The sequence below is a fragment of the Primorskyibacter sedentarius genome (assembly GCF_004342065.1).
Classification (GTDB): Bacteria; Pseudomonadota; Alphaproteobacteria; order Rhodobacterales; family Rhodobacteraceae; genus Primorskyibacter; species Primorskyibacter sedentarius.
In genome coordinates, this window is record NZ_SLZU01000012.1 from 73,556 (window position 1) to 89,413 (window position 15,858).

16 protein-coding genes are annotated in these 15,858 nt (G+C 60.2%); 4 read left to right on the forward strand and 12 right to left on the reverse strand.

Translation table 11 applies throughout. The annotated features are described in order from the left end of the window. Position 1 precedes the first annotated feature (1 nt). A complete protein-coding gene (locus EDD52_RS15700; RefSeq protein ID WP_165907564.1) occupies positions 2–520 on the forward strand; it encodes an acyloxyacyl hydrolase in 519 nt (172 codons plus the stop codon). Positions 521–705: 185 nt separating this feature from the next. Here the strand turns inward: EDD52_RS15700 and phoB are convergent, their stop codons facing one another. The 11 genes from phoB to EDD52_RS15755 all read right to left on the reverse strand — a co-directional run bounded on the left by phoB (position 706) and on the right by EDD52_RS15755 (position 11,607). Then, a complete protein-coding gene (phoB, locus tag EDD52_RS15705) occupies positions 706–1,395 on the reverse strand; it encodes a phosphate regulon transcriptional regulator PhoB (RefSeq protein WP_132246674.1) in 690 nt (229 codons plus the stop codon). A gap of 1 nt (position 1,396) precedes the next feature. After that, positions 1,397–2,128: a phosphate signaling complex protein PhoU gene (phoU, locus tag EDD52_RS15710; protein WP_132246676.1), complete on the reverse strand. Its 732-nt coding sequence runs from the start codon at positions 2,126–2,128 to the stop codon at positions 1,397–1,399. 4 nt (positions 2,129–2,132) lie between these two features. Then, positions 2,133–2,933, reverse strand: a complete 801-nt coding sequence (pstB, locus tag EDD52_RS15715; RefSeq protein WP_132246678.1) for a phosphate ABC transporter ATP-binding protein PstB — start codon at positions 2,931–2,933, stop codon at positions 2,133–2,135. Positions 2,934–2,946: 13 nt separating this feature from the next. Further along, a complete protein-coding gene (gene pstA / locus EDD52_RS15720) occupies positions 2,947–4,308 on the reverse strand; it encodes a phosphate ABC transporter permease PstA (RefSeq protein ID WP_132246680.1) in 1,362 nt (453 codons plus the stop codon). Next, entirely contained in the window at positions 4,305–5,777 is a 1,473-nt protein-coding gene (gene pstC / locus EDD52_RS15725) for a phosphate ABC transporter permease subunit PstC (RefSeq protein WP_132246682.1), read from the reverse strand. The genes pstA and pstC overlap by 4 nt, the downstream gene beginning before the upstream one ends. Before the next feature lie 95 nt (positions 5,778–5,872). Beyond that, on the reverse strand, positions 5,873–6,913 hold the full coding sequence (locus tag EDD52_RS15730; protein ID WP_132246684.1) for a substrate-binding domain-containing protein: 1,041 nt from the start codon (positions 6,911–6,913) through the stop codon (positions 5,873–5,875). Positions 6,914–7,172: 259 nt separating this feature from the next. Next, on the reverse strand, positions 7,173–8,204 hold the full coding sequence (locus EDD52_RS15735; RefSeq protein WP_132246686.1) for an ATP-binding protein: 1,032 nt from the start codon (positions 8,202–8,204) through the stop codon (positions 7,173–7,175). After that, positions 8,201–9,376 carry a trans-sulfuration enzyme family protein gene (locus tag EDD52_RS15740; RefSeq protein WP_132246688.1) on the reverse strand — a complete coding sequence of 392 codons (1,176 nt, stop codon included), beginning with the start codon at positions 9,374–9,376 and terminating at the stop codon, positions 8,201–8,203. The genes EDD52_RS15735 and EDD52_RS15740 overlap by 4 nt, the downstream gene beginning before the upstream one ends. A 174-nt stretch (positions 9,377–9,550) precedes the next feature. Continuing rightward, on the reverse strand, positions 9,551–10,072 hold the full coding sequence (locus EDD52_RS15745; RefSeq protein WP_132246690.1) for a gamma carbonic anhydrase family protein: 522 nt from the start codon (positions 10,070–10,072) through the stop codon (positions 9,551–9,553). Further along, positions 10,069–10,713: a guanylate kinase gene (gene gmk, locus EDD52_RS15750; RefSeq protein WP_132246692.1), complete on the reverse strand. Its 645-nt coding sequence runs from the start codon at positions 10,711–10,713 to the stop codon at positions 10,069–10,071. Before gmk ends, EDD52_RS15745 begins: the two co-directional genes overlap by 4 nt. A gap of 3 nt (positions 10,714–10,716) precedes the next feature. Next, positions 10,717–11,607, reverse strand: a complete 891-nt coding sequence (locus tag EDD52_RS15755; protein ID WP_132246694.1) for a YicC/YloC family endoribonuclease — start codon at positions 11,605–11,607, stop codon at positions 10,717–10,719. 243 nt (positions 11,608–11,850) lie between these two features. On the opposite strand from EDD52_RS15755, the gene EDD52_RS15760 reads away from it, so the two are divergent. Beyond that, on the forward strand, positions 11,851–12,552 hold the full coding sequence (locus EDD52_RS15760) for a PAS domain-containing protein (RefSeq protein WP_132246696.1): 702 nt from the start codon (positions 11,851–11,853) through the stop codon (positions 12,550–12,552). A gap of 213 nt (positions 12,553–12,765) precedes the next feature. On the opposite strand, the gene EDD52_RS15765 is transcribed toward EDD52_RS15760, so the two are convergent. Next, the gene (locus EDD52_RS15765) at positions 12,766–14,133 is read right to left on the reverse strand and encodes a class II 3-deoxy-7-phosphoheptulonate synthase (RefSeq protein WP_132246698.1); all 1,368 of its coding nucleotides are present in this window, start codon (positions 14,131–14,133) and stop codon (positions 12,766–12,768) included. 174 nt (positions 14,134–14,307) lie between these two features. Here EDD52_RS15765 and EDD52_RS15770 point away from each other — a divergent pair, with 174 nt between their 5' ends. Both EDD52_RS15770 and EDD52_RS15775 read left to right on the forward strand, forming a co-directional pair. Further along, positions 14,308–15,312, forward strand: coding sequence for a GlxA family transcriptional regulator (locus tag EDD52_RS15770; protein WP_132246700.1), 1,005 nt, complete (start codon positions 14,308–14,310; stop codon positions 15,310–15,312). Next, positions 15,309–15,818, forward strand: coding sequence for a GNAT family N-acetyltransferase (locus EDD52_RS15775; RefSeq protein ID WP_165907565.1), 510 nt, complete (start codon positions 15,309–15,311; stop codon positions 15,816–15,818). Before EDD52_RS15770 ends, EDD52_RS15775 begins: the two co-directional genes overlap by 4 nt. Positions 15,819–15,858 lie beyond the last annotated feature (40 nt).

A 15,858-nucleotide genomic window follows, 5' to 3' on the forward strand; every position in this document is an offset into this window, starting at 1 on the left:
CATGGCCGATGGAACCTTTGCCGTATTGGGGCTGGCACTTGGACTTTGGGACATGTCCCAGAACCATTGCCCGAACCAGGGATGCCTCGCGTACAATCAGGTTCCCTCGCACACGGCGATCTCGGCCGGGTCGGTTTACTTTCAGGACGAACGTGTCGACGAAGAGATTTATCTGCGGCGCGACACGCGGACGGCGCATGGGCCGTTCCAACTGATCTACGGCATTTCGGTTACAGGCGATGGTGACGCCTGGGCGGGTGTTGGCCATGCCTATACGATGTCCAACGCAAGTCAGAGCGCCTATATGCAGCTTCACGCCATGACCGGTCTCTACCTTCAGGGCGACGGCCCGGACCTTGGCGGTCCGATCGAGTTCCGTTCAGGCATCGAGTTCGGATTGCAGGCGCGCAGTGGTGCAAGGTTTGGTCTGGCCTATGACCACCGTTCAAATGCCGGGATATATGACAGCAACCTCGGGCTGGAGACGATCCAGCTGAGGGTCAGCATTCCGACAAACTGACGATCGGCGCGCATGCTCTGGCGCTGGCTAAGCTTGTCTCTGGGCCGTTTGCGTGCGTCAAACATTTACATAATACCGATTATACGAAACATTCGCGCAAGCCGCAACGCCCCCGCCTGAACCTGTATAATACAACGATTTCAGCACCTAAGCGCGAAAAGCGAATGTGCAGCCGAATACGGTGCTCAGCCCAGTGCGTACCCGGCGCCGCGTACGGTGCGCAACGGATCTTCCCCGCCGTGCTGGCACAGGGCTTTACGCAAACGTCCGATGTGAACGTCGACAGTGCGTGTATCGACATAGATGTCGCGGCCCCAGACGCGGTCAAGAAGCTGCTCACGCGACCAGACGCGGCCGGGCTTCTCCATGAAGGTCGACAGAAGCCGGAATTCGGTTGGCCCCAGTTTCAGCGGTGCATCCGCGCGCGTTACCTTGTGCGTCTCGGCATCAAGGAGGATGTCGAGATATTCCAGCCTCTCGCCCATCGTGGCCGGACGCGTGCGGCGCAGTTGCGCCCGGACCCGCGCCATGAGCTCGACCACAGAGAACGGCTTTACCACATAGTCATCCGCGCCGGTTTCGAGACCGCGAACGCGGTCGACTTCTTCCGTTCGTGCCGACAGCATGATGACCGGGATCGCGCGGGTCTCGGACCGGCTCTTGAGCCTTCGGCACACCTCGATGCCAGAGACATTCGGCAGCATCCAGTCCAGCACGACGAGGTCCGGCGTTTCTTCTGCCACCAGAAGAAGCGCCTCCTCGCCGTTTTCTGCCATCGCGACACGAAAACCTTCGGCCTCCAGATTGTAAGACAAGACCTCGCGCTGCGAAGCCTCGTCTTCAACCACGAGTACGGTTGGCTGGGCTGCACTCATCTCAGTCGAGCTCCGACTCGGGGCTGAAGCTTCTGTCAGTGGCAGTCACATCCGCTTTGGGACGGTCCCCTTCCGGGTAATCACCGGTCACGTAGAACAGGACCTGTTCCGCGATAGAGGTCACATGATCCCCCATACGTTCGACATTCTTGGCGATGAAATGCAGATGCATGCAGGCCGTGATGTTGCGCGGATCTTCCAGCATGAATGTCAGGAACTCGCGAAACAGCGTGTTGTACATCTCGTCGACTTCGCGGTCGCGTTCGATCACGTCCCGGGCAAGATCTTCGTCGCGCTGGATGAACGCGTCGAGCGCGTCTTTCAGCATCGCCTCGACCGCGCGGGCCATCCGCCGGACCGACCCGGTGGCGCCTTCGATCTGCGTCAGCTGACCCAGAACATTGGACCGTTTGGCCATGTTCTTGGACAGGTCCCCTATCCTCTCAAGGTTCGACGTCATGCGCATGATCGCCAGGACCGTCCGCAGATCCACGGCCGTGGGTGCCCGCAGCGCGATAAGGTTTGCGACCTCGTCGTTGATTTGCTCGTCGAGCGCATCAATCGCGGCGTCGCCCTTGCGCACCTTTTCCGCAAGCTCTTCGTCACGGTTATCAAGCGCGCTGGAGGAATCCTTGATCGACGCCTCTACAAGGCCGCCCATCTTCAGGATCTTTGCCTGAACCGATTCCAGATCCCGGTCAAAAGCCGAGGCGATATGTTTACCGTCATTCATCATCTTATCCGATCCGCCCAGTGATGTAGCTTTCAGTGCGGCTGTCTTCGGGGTTGGTGAAGATCTGTGCCGTGTCACCGAATTCAACCAGATTGCCCAGGTGGAAGAACGCTGTCTTCTGGCTGACGCGGGCCGCCTGTTGCATGGAGTGCGTGACGATCACGACCGAATATTGCTGGCGCAGCTCGTCGATCAGCTCCTCGACCTGCGCGGTCGCAATCGGATCGAGCGCCGAGCAAGGCTCGTCCATCAGCAGCACTTCCGGCTCTGTGGCGATGGCGCGCGCGATGCAAAGGCGCTGCTGCTGACCACCCGAAAGCCCGGTGCCCGGCGCGTGCAGCCGGTCCTTGACCTCGTTCCAGATGGCGCCGCGCCGAAGCGATTTCTCGACGATGTCATCGAGGTCTGCCTTGCTCGTGGCCAGCCCGTGGATGCGCGGACCATATGCGATATTGTCGTAGATCGATTTCGGGAACGGGTTGGGTTTCTGGAACACCATGCCGACCTTGGCGCGCAGCTGAACCGGATCCACGCGCTTGTCGTAGATATCCTCGCCGTCGAGCTGGATCGACCCTTCGACCCGGCAGATATCAATCGTGTCGTTCATCCGGTTGATGCAGCGCAGGAATGTCGACTTGCCACAGCCCGACGGTCCGATGAACGCCGTGACCGTATTGGCCTGAATGTCTACACTTACATCCTTGATGGCGTGGTTTTCGCCGTAATAGACCTGCACGTCGCGGGCCGTGATCTTGATGGTTTTCTGGTCCAATGTCGTCTCCAGACTTTTAGGCGCATCGTACATGGGTGGTCTCCGTTTACCAGCGACGCTCAAAGCGGCGGCGAAGGATGATAGCGATCAGGTTCATCGTCAGCAGGAACACCAGCAGGATGATGATACCGCCCCAGGCGCGTTCGTAATAGGCCGGGTCGGCACGTTTCGCCCATTCGTAGATCTGGGCCGGCATTGCGGAATTCGGGTCCAGAAAGCCCGAGGCGATCCCGTCGGGATAGTTCGACGCGATGTAGCCCACCATCCCGATCAGCAAGAGTGGCGCGGTTTCCCCAAGCGCCTGCGCCAGACCGATGATCGTGCCGGTCAGGATACCGGGTGCGGCCAGAGGCAGGACATGGTGAAACACCGACTGCATCTTTGACGCGCCAATTCCCAAAGCCGCGTCACGGATCGACGGCGGCACGGATTTCAGCGAAGCGCGCGTCGAGATGATGATCGTCGGCAATGTCATCAGCGTCAGCACCAAACCGCCGACAAGCGGTGCGGATTGCGGCAGATGCGCAAACTGGATGAAGACGGCCAGACCAAGGATACCGAAGACGATCGACGGAACCGCCGCGAGGTTGGAGATATTCACCTCGATCAGGTCGGTCCAGCGGTTCTGCGGTGCAAATTCCTCAAGGTAGATGGAGGCCGCGACGCCGATGGGCAGCGACAGGCCCAGCACCACCAGCATCATGAACAAAGACCCCAGGATCGACACACCCATACCCGCCTGCTCTGCCCGGCTTTCGGACGCATCCGCGCCGGTGATGAAGCTGAGGTTGAATTTCTTCGCGATCACGCCCGCCTCGCGCAGCGCATCGGTCAGGTCCAGATGTTCGGCATCGATGCTCTTGTCACGTGCGACGCTCTCGCGGGAGACGCGGCCCTTGAGGTAGCCGTCAACGCGCGAGGAGGCGAGGATGCGAAATTCGACAGTCAGGCCGATCAGCGCAGGATTGTCGATCACCATGTCGCGCACCTGCGCAGCGGCAGATGCGGACATCAGCGCCTTCATGTCCTTGGCTTTGGTCAGCGGCGTCTCGATGCCCCGGTCGGTCACCTCTGCAAGGATCGCGTTTTGCAAAAGCGGCGTGTAGCCGAAGGTGGACACCTTCTTGATGTCCTCGATGTTGCGGTCGCCCTTCTTGTCCAGCTTGGCCGGATCAAGAAAGACTTCGGTCATGATGAAGGTCTGCTGGAACGCGCTTTTGCCGTTGGTGATGATGGCGGTCAGCAGGACAACCAGAAAGATCAGTCCAACCGCGATCGCAGCAATGCCGTACATCCGGAAGCGCTTTTCGGCGGCGTTGCGCTTTTTCGTTCTGGCATCGGCTGTGGTCAGTGATCCGTGGCGCGGTTCCGGCGCACTTCCGGGGGGGATGATGCTTGCATTGGTCATTCGTACTGCTCCCGGTATTTGCGCACGATGTAAAGCGCGAGGACGTTCAGCCCCAAAGTCAGGATGAAAAGGTTCATGCCAAGCGCGAAGGCCACGAGCGCTTCGGGCGAGGCAAAGTCACTGTCGCCGGTCAGCTGGCTGACGATCTTGGCGGTGACGGTGGTCATCGCCTCGAACGGGTTGAGCGACAGCCGGGCTGCGGCCCCTGCCCCAAGCACCACGATCATCGTCTCGCCGATGGCGCGTGATGCGGCCAGAAGGATCGCACCGACGATACCGGGCAGCGCGGCGGGCAGGATGACCTGCTTGATGGTTTCGGACTTGGTGGCGCCCAGCCCGTAAGAGCCGTCGCGCATCGCCTGCGGAACCGCGTTGATGATGTCATCCGACAGCGAACTGACGAAGGGGATAAGCATGATCCCCATCGTGATGCCCGCGGTCATGACGGCGCGCCCACCGCTCATCCAGCCGAACCCGTCATCGCCGAACACTGTCAGCAGCATCGGCCCGACGGTCAGCAGCGCGAAAAGACCGTAAACGATGGTCGGGATACCGGCGAGCAGTTCCAACAAGGGCTTGGCAAAGCCGCGAACGGCGGGGCTTGCATATTCCGACAGGTAGATCGCCGCGAACAGGCCAATCGGTACGGCCACGACCAGCGCGACCACGGAGATGTAGAAAGTGCCCCACAGCAGCGGCAGGATGCCCAGATCGGATGATCCGCCGCGCCCGGAAAAGCTGGGCGCCCATTCCAGAAGCGTGTAGAAATCCGCCGCCGGATAAAGCCGGAAGAATTCCCAGGTGTTGAAGATCAGCGAAAACACGATGCCGACCGTGGTCAGAACCGCGATTGATGCGGCCGCGATCAGCAGCGCCTTTATGCCGCGCTCTACCACGTTGCGGGCCCAGAAATCGAAATGGCTTTCCTTGACGCCCCAAACCATCCCCGCCAGGGCAAGCGCGATGACGGCAATCGACATCAGCAGGTTCCCCGTGCCCTTCATGACACGGTAACGTTGGGCTGCGGCCAGAACGGGCTGGGTGATCTCGGAGGTTACGACCTGCCCCGCATCCTTCAGCTGCTGGGTGATGGCTGCGACATCGGCAAGCCCGTCTTGCGCGTTTTCTGCAGACATCAGACCGGCGGCAACCACATTGTCCAACCCGTCTGCGACCCGCCGAACCTCGGCCATCACCAAACCGCGGTTGGACCCGTCGGAAATCTCGCTGTCCCCGATCATGCCAGAGACGGAATTATTGATGTAGAAGGGCTGCGCCAGTGACCAGAGCACCAGCAAAAGAAGGGCCGGTACCAATGCCTTGAGTGCGGCGTTCCAGCCATAATAAGAGGGCAACGAGTGCAATTTGCGGATATCGCCACCGGCGCTTTTCAGCGCGCGCCCACGGCCAAGGATATACCCGACCGCCCCGATTGCGAGCAGCGCTATCACGAGCCATAAAACAGGCATGAGCCCCCCAGTGTGTCTGTCAATTCAAAGGTTCAGAGACGAAGAAACGGGGGCAGCGCGTTGTGCCGCCCCCGCGTCTTGGGCCAGCGGCCTGATTACATGTCCGCGCCCATGGTCTTTTCTTCGGCAACGGCGTTCTGGGTGTCTGCCAGCTCGGGGTCAGAGACGAGGCCGTATTCAGCCAGCGGGCCGTCGGGGCCTGCGATCTCGTCAGCGACGAAGAATTCGGCATATTCCTTCAGACCGGGGATCACGCCGATATGTGCTTTCTTCACGTAGAAGAAGAGCGGGCGGGAAACCGGGTACTCGCCTGCAGCGATGCTCTCGGTGGTGGGTTCGACGCCGGCCATCGTGGCGACCTTCAGCTTGTCGGTGTTGTTTTCGTAGAACGCGAGGCCAAACACGCCGATGGCGTTGGCGTTGGCGTCGATCGAGGCCAGCGTCTCGGTATAGTCGCCGTCAATGTCAACGGACCGGCCGTCAGAGCGCACTTCAAGGCAGGCATCTTCGGCTGCGTCTTCATCCATGCCGGAGGCGATCATCGCTTCCATGGCGCCGGTGGCTTCACAGCCAGCCGCGATCACCTTTTCTTCAAAGACTTCGCGGGTTCCGTGCTTGGTGCCGGGGATGAAGGCAAGGATTTCTTCGGCCGGCAGATCGGCGTTGAAATCGGACCATTTCGTGTAGGGGTTGTCGACCAGCTCGCCGTCAACCATCACCTTCGGGGCCAGTGCGTTGAAGATGTCGGACTGGGAGAAGGCGGTGTATTCGGGGCCCTCCAGCTGCGAGGCAAAGACGATGCCGTCATAACCGATGCGGACTTCGACGATGTCGGTCACGCCGTTTTCGGCACAGGCCTGGATCTCTTTCTCACGGATCTTGCGCGAGGCGTTGGCAATGTCGGTATGCTCTTCGCCGACGCCCTGGCAGAAACGCTTGAGACCAGCGGAGGAGCCGCCGGATTCAACGACGGGTGTCGGGAAGTCAAAGTTCTCGCCAAAAGCTTCGGCAACAATCGAAGCATAGGGCAGAACAGTGGAGGACCCAGCGATCTGAACCTGGTCACGAGCCGCGGCAGCGGTGGCGGAAACGGCAGCGATCGCCAGAGCAGAGGCGGTCAGTTTGACGGAAGTCATAGGTGGCTCCTGTTTAACAGATTTCGCAATCATCTTTGTGATGATCATGGCCGAGGCAATATGCCTGTCTGGCAATGGTTTTGTGACAGTTGTGTAACGCTTTTATGACAGTCGCCGACCGATGCGAACAAATGTCACAACGCTTTGATTTTGATTGGAAATATTTGATGCACTTACGCGGCGGAAGGCGCATCAGGCCTGATCAATCACCAGTTGTGCCCGTGCAATCGCTGAATGTAACACGGGAATCTGAAGGCTGTCAGTCCGCAGGCAGAAGCACGCTGACGGCCGTCCCCTGCCCCTTTGTGCTGGAAATCCGCAGCCGTCCGCGGTGCCGGTTCACGATATGTTTAACGATGGCCAGGCCCAGACCGGTGCCCCCCATTTCGCGCGACCGGTGGCTGTCTACCCGGTAGAATCGCTCTGTCAGGCGGGGGATATGCACCGGGTCGATACCCGCACCGGTGTCGCGGATGGTCAGCTCCGTTCCGGCGCTGCGCAGCCGGGCGTGATAGGCTGGCGCGGTGACAGACAAGGTGACCTCTGACCCTTTGCCGCTGTATTTGATGGCATTCTCCGTCAGGTTGATAAGCACCTGACGGAGCTGATCCTGATCGCCCGCGATCTCCAGCGGGTCAGCCGGCAGGTCAAGCGTCAGCGTCACCTCGGCATCCTTGGCCAGCGGCGCCAGCCAATGCGCCGTGGACCGTACAAGCCCGCACAGGTCGACACGCGTTTTGGGGCGAACCCTCTCTTCGGATTCGACGCGGCTCAGCGACAGAAGATCGCCGACCAGACGGTTCATGCGGCCGGCTTCACGCTCCATGATGGCCAAGAACCGTTCGCGCGCCGTTGCGTCGTCTTTGGCGGGCCCGCGAAGCGTTTCGATGAACCCCATCAGGGCCGTCAGCGGCGTGCGCAACTCGTGACTGACATTCGCCACGAAATCGCGCCGCATCTGCCCGGCCTGTTCCAGATGTGTGACATCCTCAAAACAGATCATCGCACCCAGTTCCGGGATGTGGCGCACGCTGACCTTATAGGTCGAATCCTGCCCGCCATCGGATGTCAGATAGCGCGAATTTGCCGACGATACCCCGCGCAGACAGCTTTCAATCGCGTCCAGCACGGTGGGCTGGCGCAGGACGGTGATGAAATGCCGCCCCGTGATCCCCTGCCCCAGCAGCTTGCCCGCCTCGGTATTGGCGGCCTGCACGCGCTCGTCCGACCCCACAAGGATCGTCGCCATCGGAATGGCCTCGATCAGGCTTTTGGTCAGATCGGAATTCATGCCTGCCTTGCAGCCTCCAGCCCCCGGTCGAAACAGGCAAGAAGCGCCTCGGGATCCTCAAGGCCGACGGAAACCCGGAAGAACCCTTCGGTCAAGCCGAGCGAAAGCCGCGCCTCGGGTGTCAGGCCACGATGCGACGAGCTTGCCGGATGCGACAGGGTGGTGCCGATATCGCCGAGCGTCGGGGCAAAGGCGATGCCATCTGCGGCCCTGACAAAGGCATTTGCCGTCTCGCGCCCGCCGTCCAGTTCAAAGCTGACCATGTTGCAGCCGCGCCCCCGCAACAGACCCTGTGCGCGGGCATGGTCGGGATGGTCGATGCGGGTCGGGTAGAGCACGCGCTTCACGCCCGCCTGACCCGCCAGATGATCGGCCAGCCGTTGCGCCGTAGCCTCTGTCCGGTCAAACCGCAGGTCAAAGGACATCAACCCGCGCTCGGCCAGCCAGCAATCGAACGGGCTTGCCGTCAGCCCGGTTGTGACGGCGAAATCATATAGCTGCTGACGCAGCCCGGCATCTTTTGCCGCGACATAGCCCAGCGTGACGTCAGAATGCCCCGCCATCAGCTTCGTCACCGAATGGATCAGGATATCCGCGCCCATCTCCAGCGGCCGGATGGCGCGCGGCGTGGTGAAGGTATTGTCAACGGCCAGAAGGATGCCCTTGTCTTTCGCCAGCGCGATCAGCCCCTCCAGATCGGCAACCCTAAGGGTCGGGTTGGACACGACCTCGATCAGGATCAGCTTCGTTTCGGGTCGCAGCGCGGCGCGAACAGAATCAACATCCGTCGGGTCGGCCTGCGAGGTCGCAATGCCAAGCCGCGGCAGGTCATCGCGCAACATGCGCAGTGACCGACCATAAAGCTGATTGCCGCCCACCACGTGATCGCCACTTTTCAGCAGCCCCAGCAGAACCGCCGTCACCGCTGCCATGCCAGAGCCTACGACGATCCCGCCGGTGGCCCCTTCCATCGCGTCAATCCGGCGCGCCAGAACATCCGCGTTGGGATGGCCTTCGCGCGCATAGGTGTACCCCTCCGTACGCCCTTCATATTGCGCATCCAGCGCGTCGGGGCTCTCAGCGGCATAGACAACCGAAGGCATCAGCGGCGTGACCACCGGTGTGGAGGCGCTGTGCGGCAGGCCGCCGGGGCGGATCAGTGTGGGTTTCATGTCATGTCCTTTCGAAGCGCCGGCGGGGGTGACAATGACCGCCGGACGCGCGCCGCGTTTTCCAAAACCTGTTCAGCAGCGCGCCTTCAGCGACTGCCCTTCCGGTGATTTGCGCCATTTCGCGGTCGGATTGCAACCATCGCCGTCAGACCCGAATTGTATCTCCGTCGCGGCTCAGATCGGTTTGAGCCCGTCACGAAAGCGCCGCATGTTGGCCTGATAGCCAAGGGCGCTCTTGGCCAGCCCCTGAATGGCGGTCTCGTCCAGCTGGCGCACGACTTTCCCCGGCGCCCCCATCACGAGCGATCCGTCGGGGATCTCTTTCCCTTCCGTGATCAGCGCCCCCGCGCCGATCAGGCAGTTCTTGCCGATCCGGGCGCCGTTCAGAACCGTGGCCCCCATACCGATCAGGGAGTTATCGCCGATTGTGCAGCCATGCAGCATGACCTTGTGACCAATCGTGCAACCCGCACCAATGGTCAGCGGAAAGCCCATATCGGTGTGAAACACACAGTTTTCCTGAACATTGCTGCCTGCACCGATGAGGATCTGCTCATTGTCGCCGCGCAAGGTGCTGCCGAACCAGACCGATGCACCCTCTTCCAGAACGATCCGACCGATCAGGTTTGCATCGGGTGCGACCCATGTATCTTCTGCGATTTCAGGTGCTTGCCCGTCGATGCTATAAAGTGTCATGCCGAAATCTCCTCGAATTCCTTTTGCAGCTTCCGCACGTGATCCAAAAGACCGGGCTGTTGCGCGCGGCGCAGACGTTCGGCGGTGACAATCGTTCTCAGCCTTTCGAAAGTGGCATCCAGATCATCATTGACCAGCACGTAATCATAGCCGTCCCAATGGCTGATTTCGTCCCAGCTTTTCTGCATGCGCTTGGCGATCACCTCTTCACTGTCCTGACCCCGGCTTTCCAGACGTCGGCGCAGCTCTGCAATCGAGGGTGGCAGCACGAAGACGGACAGCACAAAATCCCGCAACACGGAGTTGGAGATTTGCTGCGCACCCTGCCAATCGATATCGAACAGAACATCGCAGCCATTGTCGATAGACTGTTGAACCGGTGCGACAGGAGAGCCGTAGAAGTTACCGAAAACATGAGCATGTTCCAGCATCTGGCCTTCGGTCACGTCATGTTTGAACTGTTCTTCGGTCGTGAAATGATAGTCTTTGCCATCAACCTCTCCGGGCCGTGGCGCACGGGTGGTCGACGAAACCGAGAACCGCAGGGAGGGGTCCCATTCCAGCAACCGTTTCGACAGGGTAGATTTGCCAGCGCCCGAAGGCGAGGACAGGATAATCAGAAGGCCGCGCCGCTTGGTCATCGCCTACTCCACATTCTGAACTTGTTCACGCATCTGGTCGATCACCGTCTTGAGATCCAGTGCGACCCGCGTCAATGGCTGGAACTGAGCTTTCGAGCCCAAGGTGTTGGCTTCGCGATTGAATTCCTGCGTCAGGAAGTCCAGCTTGCGCCCGACTGGGCTGTCCGTTGCCAGCAGATCCCGCGCGGCAGAGACATGGCTGCGCAAGCGGTCCAGCTCTTCGGTGATATCGGCCTTCACGGCTATCATTGCCAGCTCTTGCGACACACGGTCGGGCTCTGCACCGTCGGCATTTTCCATGACGCGGGCAAGCGCGGCTTTCATACGTGTGCTCATATCCTCGCGCCGGGCGTCCACCAGTGCCGCGGCTTCGGCAGTCAGGGCTTCGATCTGGTCCACCTGGTCGGACAAGACGGCTTGCAAGGCTTCACCCTCTGCCTCACGCATCGCGCAAAAGCTTTTGAGAACGTTCGTGAAATCCGCTTCAAGAGCCGCGCGGATCTCTGCGCTGTCCTCATCGCCGGATTTGCTGTCAAGAACGCCGCGCAAGCCAAGGATGCCGGTCGCCGTCGCGGGGGCAAGGGTGATGCCGCGATCCATCGCGCGGGCCTCTACCTCTGCCAATGCAGATAATGTGGCATCAAGCTGGGCAGAGTTCAGCACCTGAAGGGCTGCTTCATCCTCTGCCTGAAGGCGAAGGTTCAGCGAGATATTCCCCCGCGAAACGGCCTTGCCCAGACGCGCGCGCAAGGCAGCCTCCAACCCTTCGATCCAATCCGGGACGCGCAAGCGCAGATCAAGCCCACGGGCATTCACGCTGCGGATCTCCCAGGTCCAGCGGTAGCGTCCCGCGCTGCCTTGTCCCGAGGCAAAGCCCGTCATCGATTGCCGCATGAATTCTTCCTTCAACTCCGTCGCCCCCCGGTTACGCAATCCCCGCCGCGCTGGCAAGCCGAGCCGGGTTGTTAACCTTTTATAAGGAAATGTACGGATTTCCCGATCGAAGGAGGATATTAAGATGAATGTAACCTTTATGAACGCATATTTACCCTGAATTCCAACGGCGAATGAAGGCGCGTATCGAGTGGAGTATTTGCCGTGTTTTTTAAAAGCAAAACCAAAGACAACGTGATTTCAATGAAACCAAACCCGGATACCCCGCAAGCTGTCGCGTTGCGCCTGGTCGACACCTACTGGCACGGGCTTCGCCATGATCACCCGATCCCGGCACGTTCGCAGATCGATCCGCGCGGCCTGGACGGCGCATTGGACGTGGCCTTTGTGGCTGAACGTATCGGAAAAGGCTTGGCCCGGCTTCGCGTGGCGGGCACGCATCTGTCCGACCTGATGGGCATGGAGGTGGCAGGCATGCCGCTGAGCGCGCTGTTCGTGCCGGATAGCCGCGATACGCTGGCCTCGGTGCTTGAAAAGCTGTTCACGAGCCCGGCGATTATCCGCGTCGATCTGCGGTCGGAAACAGGTCCCGGCCGCCCTGCCCTGACGGGCGAGTTGGTGATCTACCCGCTGCGGTCGGACATGGACGATGTGAACCGGGCGCTCGGCGTGCTGGTGACGCGGGGAGCCTTCGGCCGCGTGCCCTGCCGGATGGAAATTGTCGGTGTCCGGGTGGAGCCTTTGACGTCTTCCGTACAGCGCATCGACATTCGTCCTGATCGTAAACCCGCGGCACGGGAGGATGCGTTGGTCCTGCCGCGACAAGATGCAATGGCCACGCCGCTGCCCTCCGCCCCCAAGGTCATGGCCGAAGGGTTTGCAGAGCAGAACAGCCCGTTTGAGCCGAAACCAAAGCTGCGTTTGGTCAAAACGGATTGTGACTGACGTCAAAAATTTGAGCTGACGAATTATCTTGCAGCATGTCGCCTGCCGATTTCAAATTTAACAAGTAAGGGGGCAAGGCACGCAACCTTTGCCCCCGTTTTATTTCGTTTGAGTATAACTTGTAGATGATTGCACAACCGCTTGATTAAAATTCAAAAAGGCGCCGAAGCTACGGCGCCTTTTCTTTTTAGTGTCAAACCCGCTGGGCGTATATCAGCCCGCAGCGACGGCAAGGCTGTTGCGGCGGTTGGTCAGTTCCTCGGAGACGAGGAACGCCAGTTCCAGCGATTGCGAGGCGTTCAGCCGTGGGTCGCAGGCCGTGTGGTAGCGATCCGACAGATCCTCGTCGCTGACCTCGCGCACGCCACCGGTGCATTCGGTCACGTCCTGGCCGGTCATCTCGAAATGCACGCCACCGGGGATAGTGCCCTCGGCATTATGAATGCCGAAGAATTCGCGCACTTCACGCAGCACGGATTCGAACGGGCGCGTCTTGTAACCGGTCGACGACTTGATCGTATTGCCATGCATCGGGTCACAGACCCAGGTGACATTCGCGCCCTCTTCCTGAACCGCCTTGATAAGGCGCGGCAGGTTTTCGCCAACCTTGCCGGCGCCGAAACGCGCGATGAGAGTCAGCTTGCCCTCTTCGTTGGCGGGGTTCAGTTTCGACATCAGCACTTTGAGGTCTTCGGCAGTCGTCGTCGGGCCGCATTTCAGGCCCACCGGGTTCAGCACGCCACGCGCAAATTCGACATGCGCGCCGTCAGGCTGACGGGTGCGATCGCCGATCCAGATCATGTGCCCGGACCCTGCGAGCCACTTGCCAGAGGTCGAATCCTGACGGCACAGCGCCTCTTCATATTCCAGCAACAGAGATTCGTGGCTGGTGTAGAAATCCACGCTTTGCAGGCTGTGGGCAGAGTTGGAATCCACGCCCGCGGCCTTCATGAAGTCCAGAGCATCGCTGATCCGGTTGGCCATGTCGCGGTATTTCGCGGCCTTTTCGCTTTCGGTAAAGCCAAGCGTCCACTGATGGACCTGATGCACATCGGCATAGCCCCCGGTGGAAAACGCGCGCAGCAGATTCAGCGTGGCCGCCGCCTGCGTGTAGGCCTGCAACATCTTTGAAGGATCGGGGATCCGCGCCTGGGGCGAGAAATCCAGCTCGTTGATGATGTCACCACGGTAGCTGGGCAGTTCCAGCCCATCTTTCACCTCTGTCGGTGCAGAGCGTGGTTTGGCGAATTGTCCGGCCATGCGGCCAACCTTCACCACCGGAACCTTGGCGCCATAAGTCAGCACCATGGCCATTTGCAACATCACCTTGAAAGTGTCACGGATGGAATTCGCGCTGAACTGTTCAAAGGATTCCGCGCAGTCCCCGCCTTGCAACAGGAATGCCTCGCCGCGCGCAGCAGCGCCCAGCCCGGCCTTCAGTTTGCGGGCCTCGCCGGCAAAGACCAGCGGCGGATATTTTGCCAGCTGTGCCTCTACGGCGTTCAGCGCAGCCTCATCCGTATAGTCGGGCATCTGAACCCGCGGCTTGTTGCGCCAGTTCGATTTCTGCCACTCGGTCATCTGTGTTCTCCGGTCGTTAGCGATAGCGGAGTCTCTATACAGACCCGCACCCAGAGAGGCCACCTGCAAATGTAGCCCTCCCCCTTGACGCATTATCCAGCTTCTGACCATGTGAGACAAGACACTCAACGGGCGCGCGACGCGTGCGCCATCAAAGACAGGGAAACCAATAGGATGGCGGCACCACGTCACTTCACTGATATCGAAGAGACAGGCCTCAAGCCGCGACGCTTTGTGTTTGTTCTGCTTGAAAATTTCACGCTTCTGTCCTTTGCCGCCGCGTTGGATTGCCTGCGTCTGGCCAATCGGATGTCCGGCAAAGAGCTGTATACGTGGCGTCTGATCGGTGAAGGCGGCGAGACGGTTCAAAGTTCCACCGGCACGACATTTGCGCTGGAGGGCGACCTGGAAGAGCTGCAGCGCGGTGACACGATCATGCTATGTGGTGGCATGGATGTGCAGGAAGCGACGTCCAAGCGACTGCTGAACTGGCTTCGGCGCGAGGCGCGTCGCGGGCTGCCGGTCGGCGGTCTTTGCACCGCGTCCTTTACACTTGCGCGGGCGGGGCTTCTGGACGGGAAACGCGCGACGATCCACTGGGAAAACCATGACAGCTTTGCCGAGGAATTCGAAGACGTACAGCTGACCAAATCGGTCTTTGTCGTGGACGGGCTTCGCCTGACGACCGCGGGGGGAACGTCCTCCATTGACCTTTTTCTGCAACTGATCGCCGAGGATCACGGCGAGGAACTGGCCAATGCCGTGGCTGACCAGCAGATCTACTCTGCGATCAGGACCGATCAGGACACGCAGCGCCTGTCCGTTCCCACGCGCATCGGCGTGCGGCACCCGAAACTAAGCCAAGTGATCCATATGATGGAGGCCAATATCGAGGAACCGATCAGCCCCTCCATCCTCGCGCAGGAAGTCGGCATGTCCACGCGTCAGTTGGAGCGCCTGTTCCGCCGCTACCTCAACCGCAGCCCCAAGCGCTATTACATGGAACTGCGGCTGCAAAAGGCGCGCAACCTGCTGATGCAGACCGATATGAGCGTGATCAACGTGGCCCTTGCCTGCGGATTTGCGTCACCGTCGCATTTTTCGAAATGCTACCGGGCGCATTATCAGACGACACCCTACCGCGAACGTGGCAGCCACGCGGCGCGTCTGTCGGTGTGATCCGCTCAGCCCGGCTTGTCCTGCGCCTCTTGCGCGAGGAGGATCTGGAGGATCTGCACCAGATTTTTTCGAACCCGTTGGCCATGCGATATTGGGATCGCCCTGCATGGCAGGACATGGAAACCACGCGCAAGCTGTTGGCAGCGTTCATGCAAGATGCGCCCGAGAGGCAGCTGTCATGTGCTATTGAGCACGAGGGCCAGTTGATCGGCCGTATCGGCATGTCGCGGCACCTTGAGATCGGCTATATCCTGCATCCAGATTGGTGGGGCAAGGGGTTGGGAACGGAAGCCATTGCCGCGTTTCTGCCGGAACTGTTTGTCCGTTTTCCCAATGCAGGTGCCCTGACCGCAGAGATCGACCCGCGCAACACCGGATCTGCCAGAGTGCTGGAGAAGAACGGCTTTGACTGCGTCAGGATCGAGAGGCAGAATTTTCTGTATGGCGAAGACGAATGGTGCGACACGGCCTATTACCGGTTGAACCGTCCGACATCCGGGAAGTAGGGCATACCCGATCTTCAGCCGGGCGATGCGCTGAACATCA

Coding starts and splice junctions, on each gene's coding strand:
- EDD52_RS15700 (WP_165907564.1), top strand. CDS start 2: ATGGCCGATGGAACCTTTGCCGTATTGGGGCTGGCACTTGGACTTTGG.
- phoB (WP_132246674.1), bottom strand. CDS start 1,395: ATGAGTGCAGCCCAGCCAACCGTACTCGTGGTTGAAGACGAGGCTTCG.
- phoU (WP_132246676.1), bottom strand. CDS start 2,128: ATGAATGACGGTAAACATATCGCCTCGGCTTTTGACCGGGATCTGGAA.
- pstB (WP_132246678.1), bottom strand. CDS start 2,933: ATGTACGATGCGCCTAAAAGTCTGGAGACGACATTGGACCAGAAAACC.
- pstA (WP_132246680.1), bottom strand. CDS start 4,308: ATGACCAATGCAAGCATCATCCCCCCCGGAAGTGCGCCGGAACCGCGC.
- pstC (WP_132246682.1), bottom strand. CDS start 5,777: ATGCCTGTTTTATGGCTCGTGATAGCGCTGCTCGCAATCGGGGCGGTC.
- EDD52_RS15730 (WP_132246684.1), bottom strand. CDS start 6,913: ATGACTTCCGTCAAACTGACCGCCTCTGCTCTGGCGATCGCTGCCGTT.
- EDD52_RS15735 (WP_132246686.1), bottom strand. CDS start 8,204: ATGAATTCCGATCTGACCAAAAGCCTGATCGAGGCCATTCCGATGGCG.
- EDD52_RS15740 (WP_132246688.1), bottom strand. CDS start 9,376: ATGAAACCCACACTGATCCGCCCCGGCGGCCTGCCGCACAGCGCCTCC.
- EDD52_RS15745 (WP_132246690.1), bottom strand. CDS start 10,072: ATGACACTTTATAGCATCGACGGGCAAGCACCTGAAATCGCAGAAGAT.
- gmk (WP_132246692.1), bottom strand. CDS start 10,713: ATGACCAAGCGGCGCGGCCTTCTGATTATCCTGTCCTCGCCTTCGGGC.
- EDD52_RS15755 (WP_132246694.1), bottom strand. CDS start 11,607: ATGCGGCAATCGATGACGGGCTTTGCCTCGGGACAAGGCAGCGCGGGA.
- EDD52_RS15760 (WP_132246696.1), top strand. CDS start 11,851: ATGAAACCAAACCCGGATACCCCGCAAGCTGTCGCGTTGCGCCTGGTC.
- EDD52_RS15765 (WP_132246698.1), bottom strand. CDS start 14,133: ATGACCGAGTGGCAGAAATCGAACTGGCGCAACAAGCCGCGGGTTCAG.
- EDD52_RS15770 (WP_132246700.1), top strand. CDS start 14,308: ATGGCGGCACCACGTCACTTCACTGATATCGAAGAGACAGGCCTCAAG.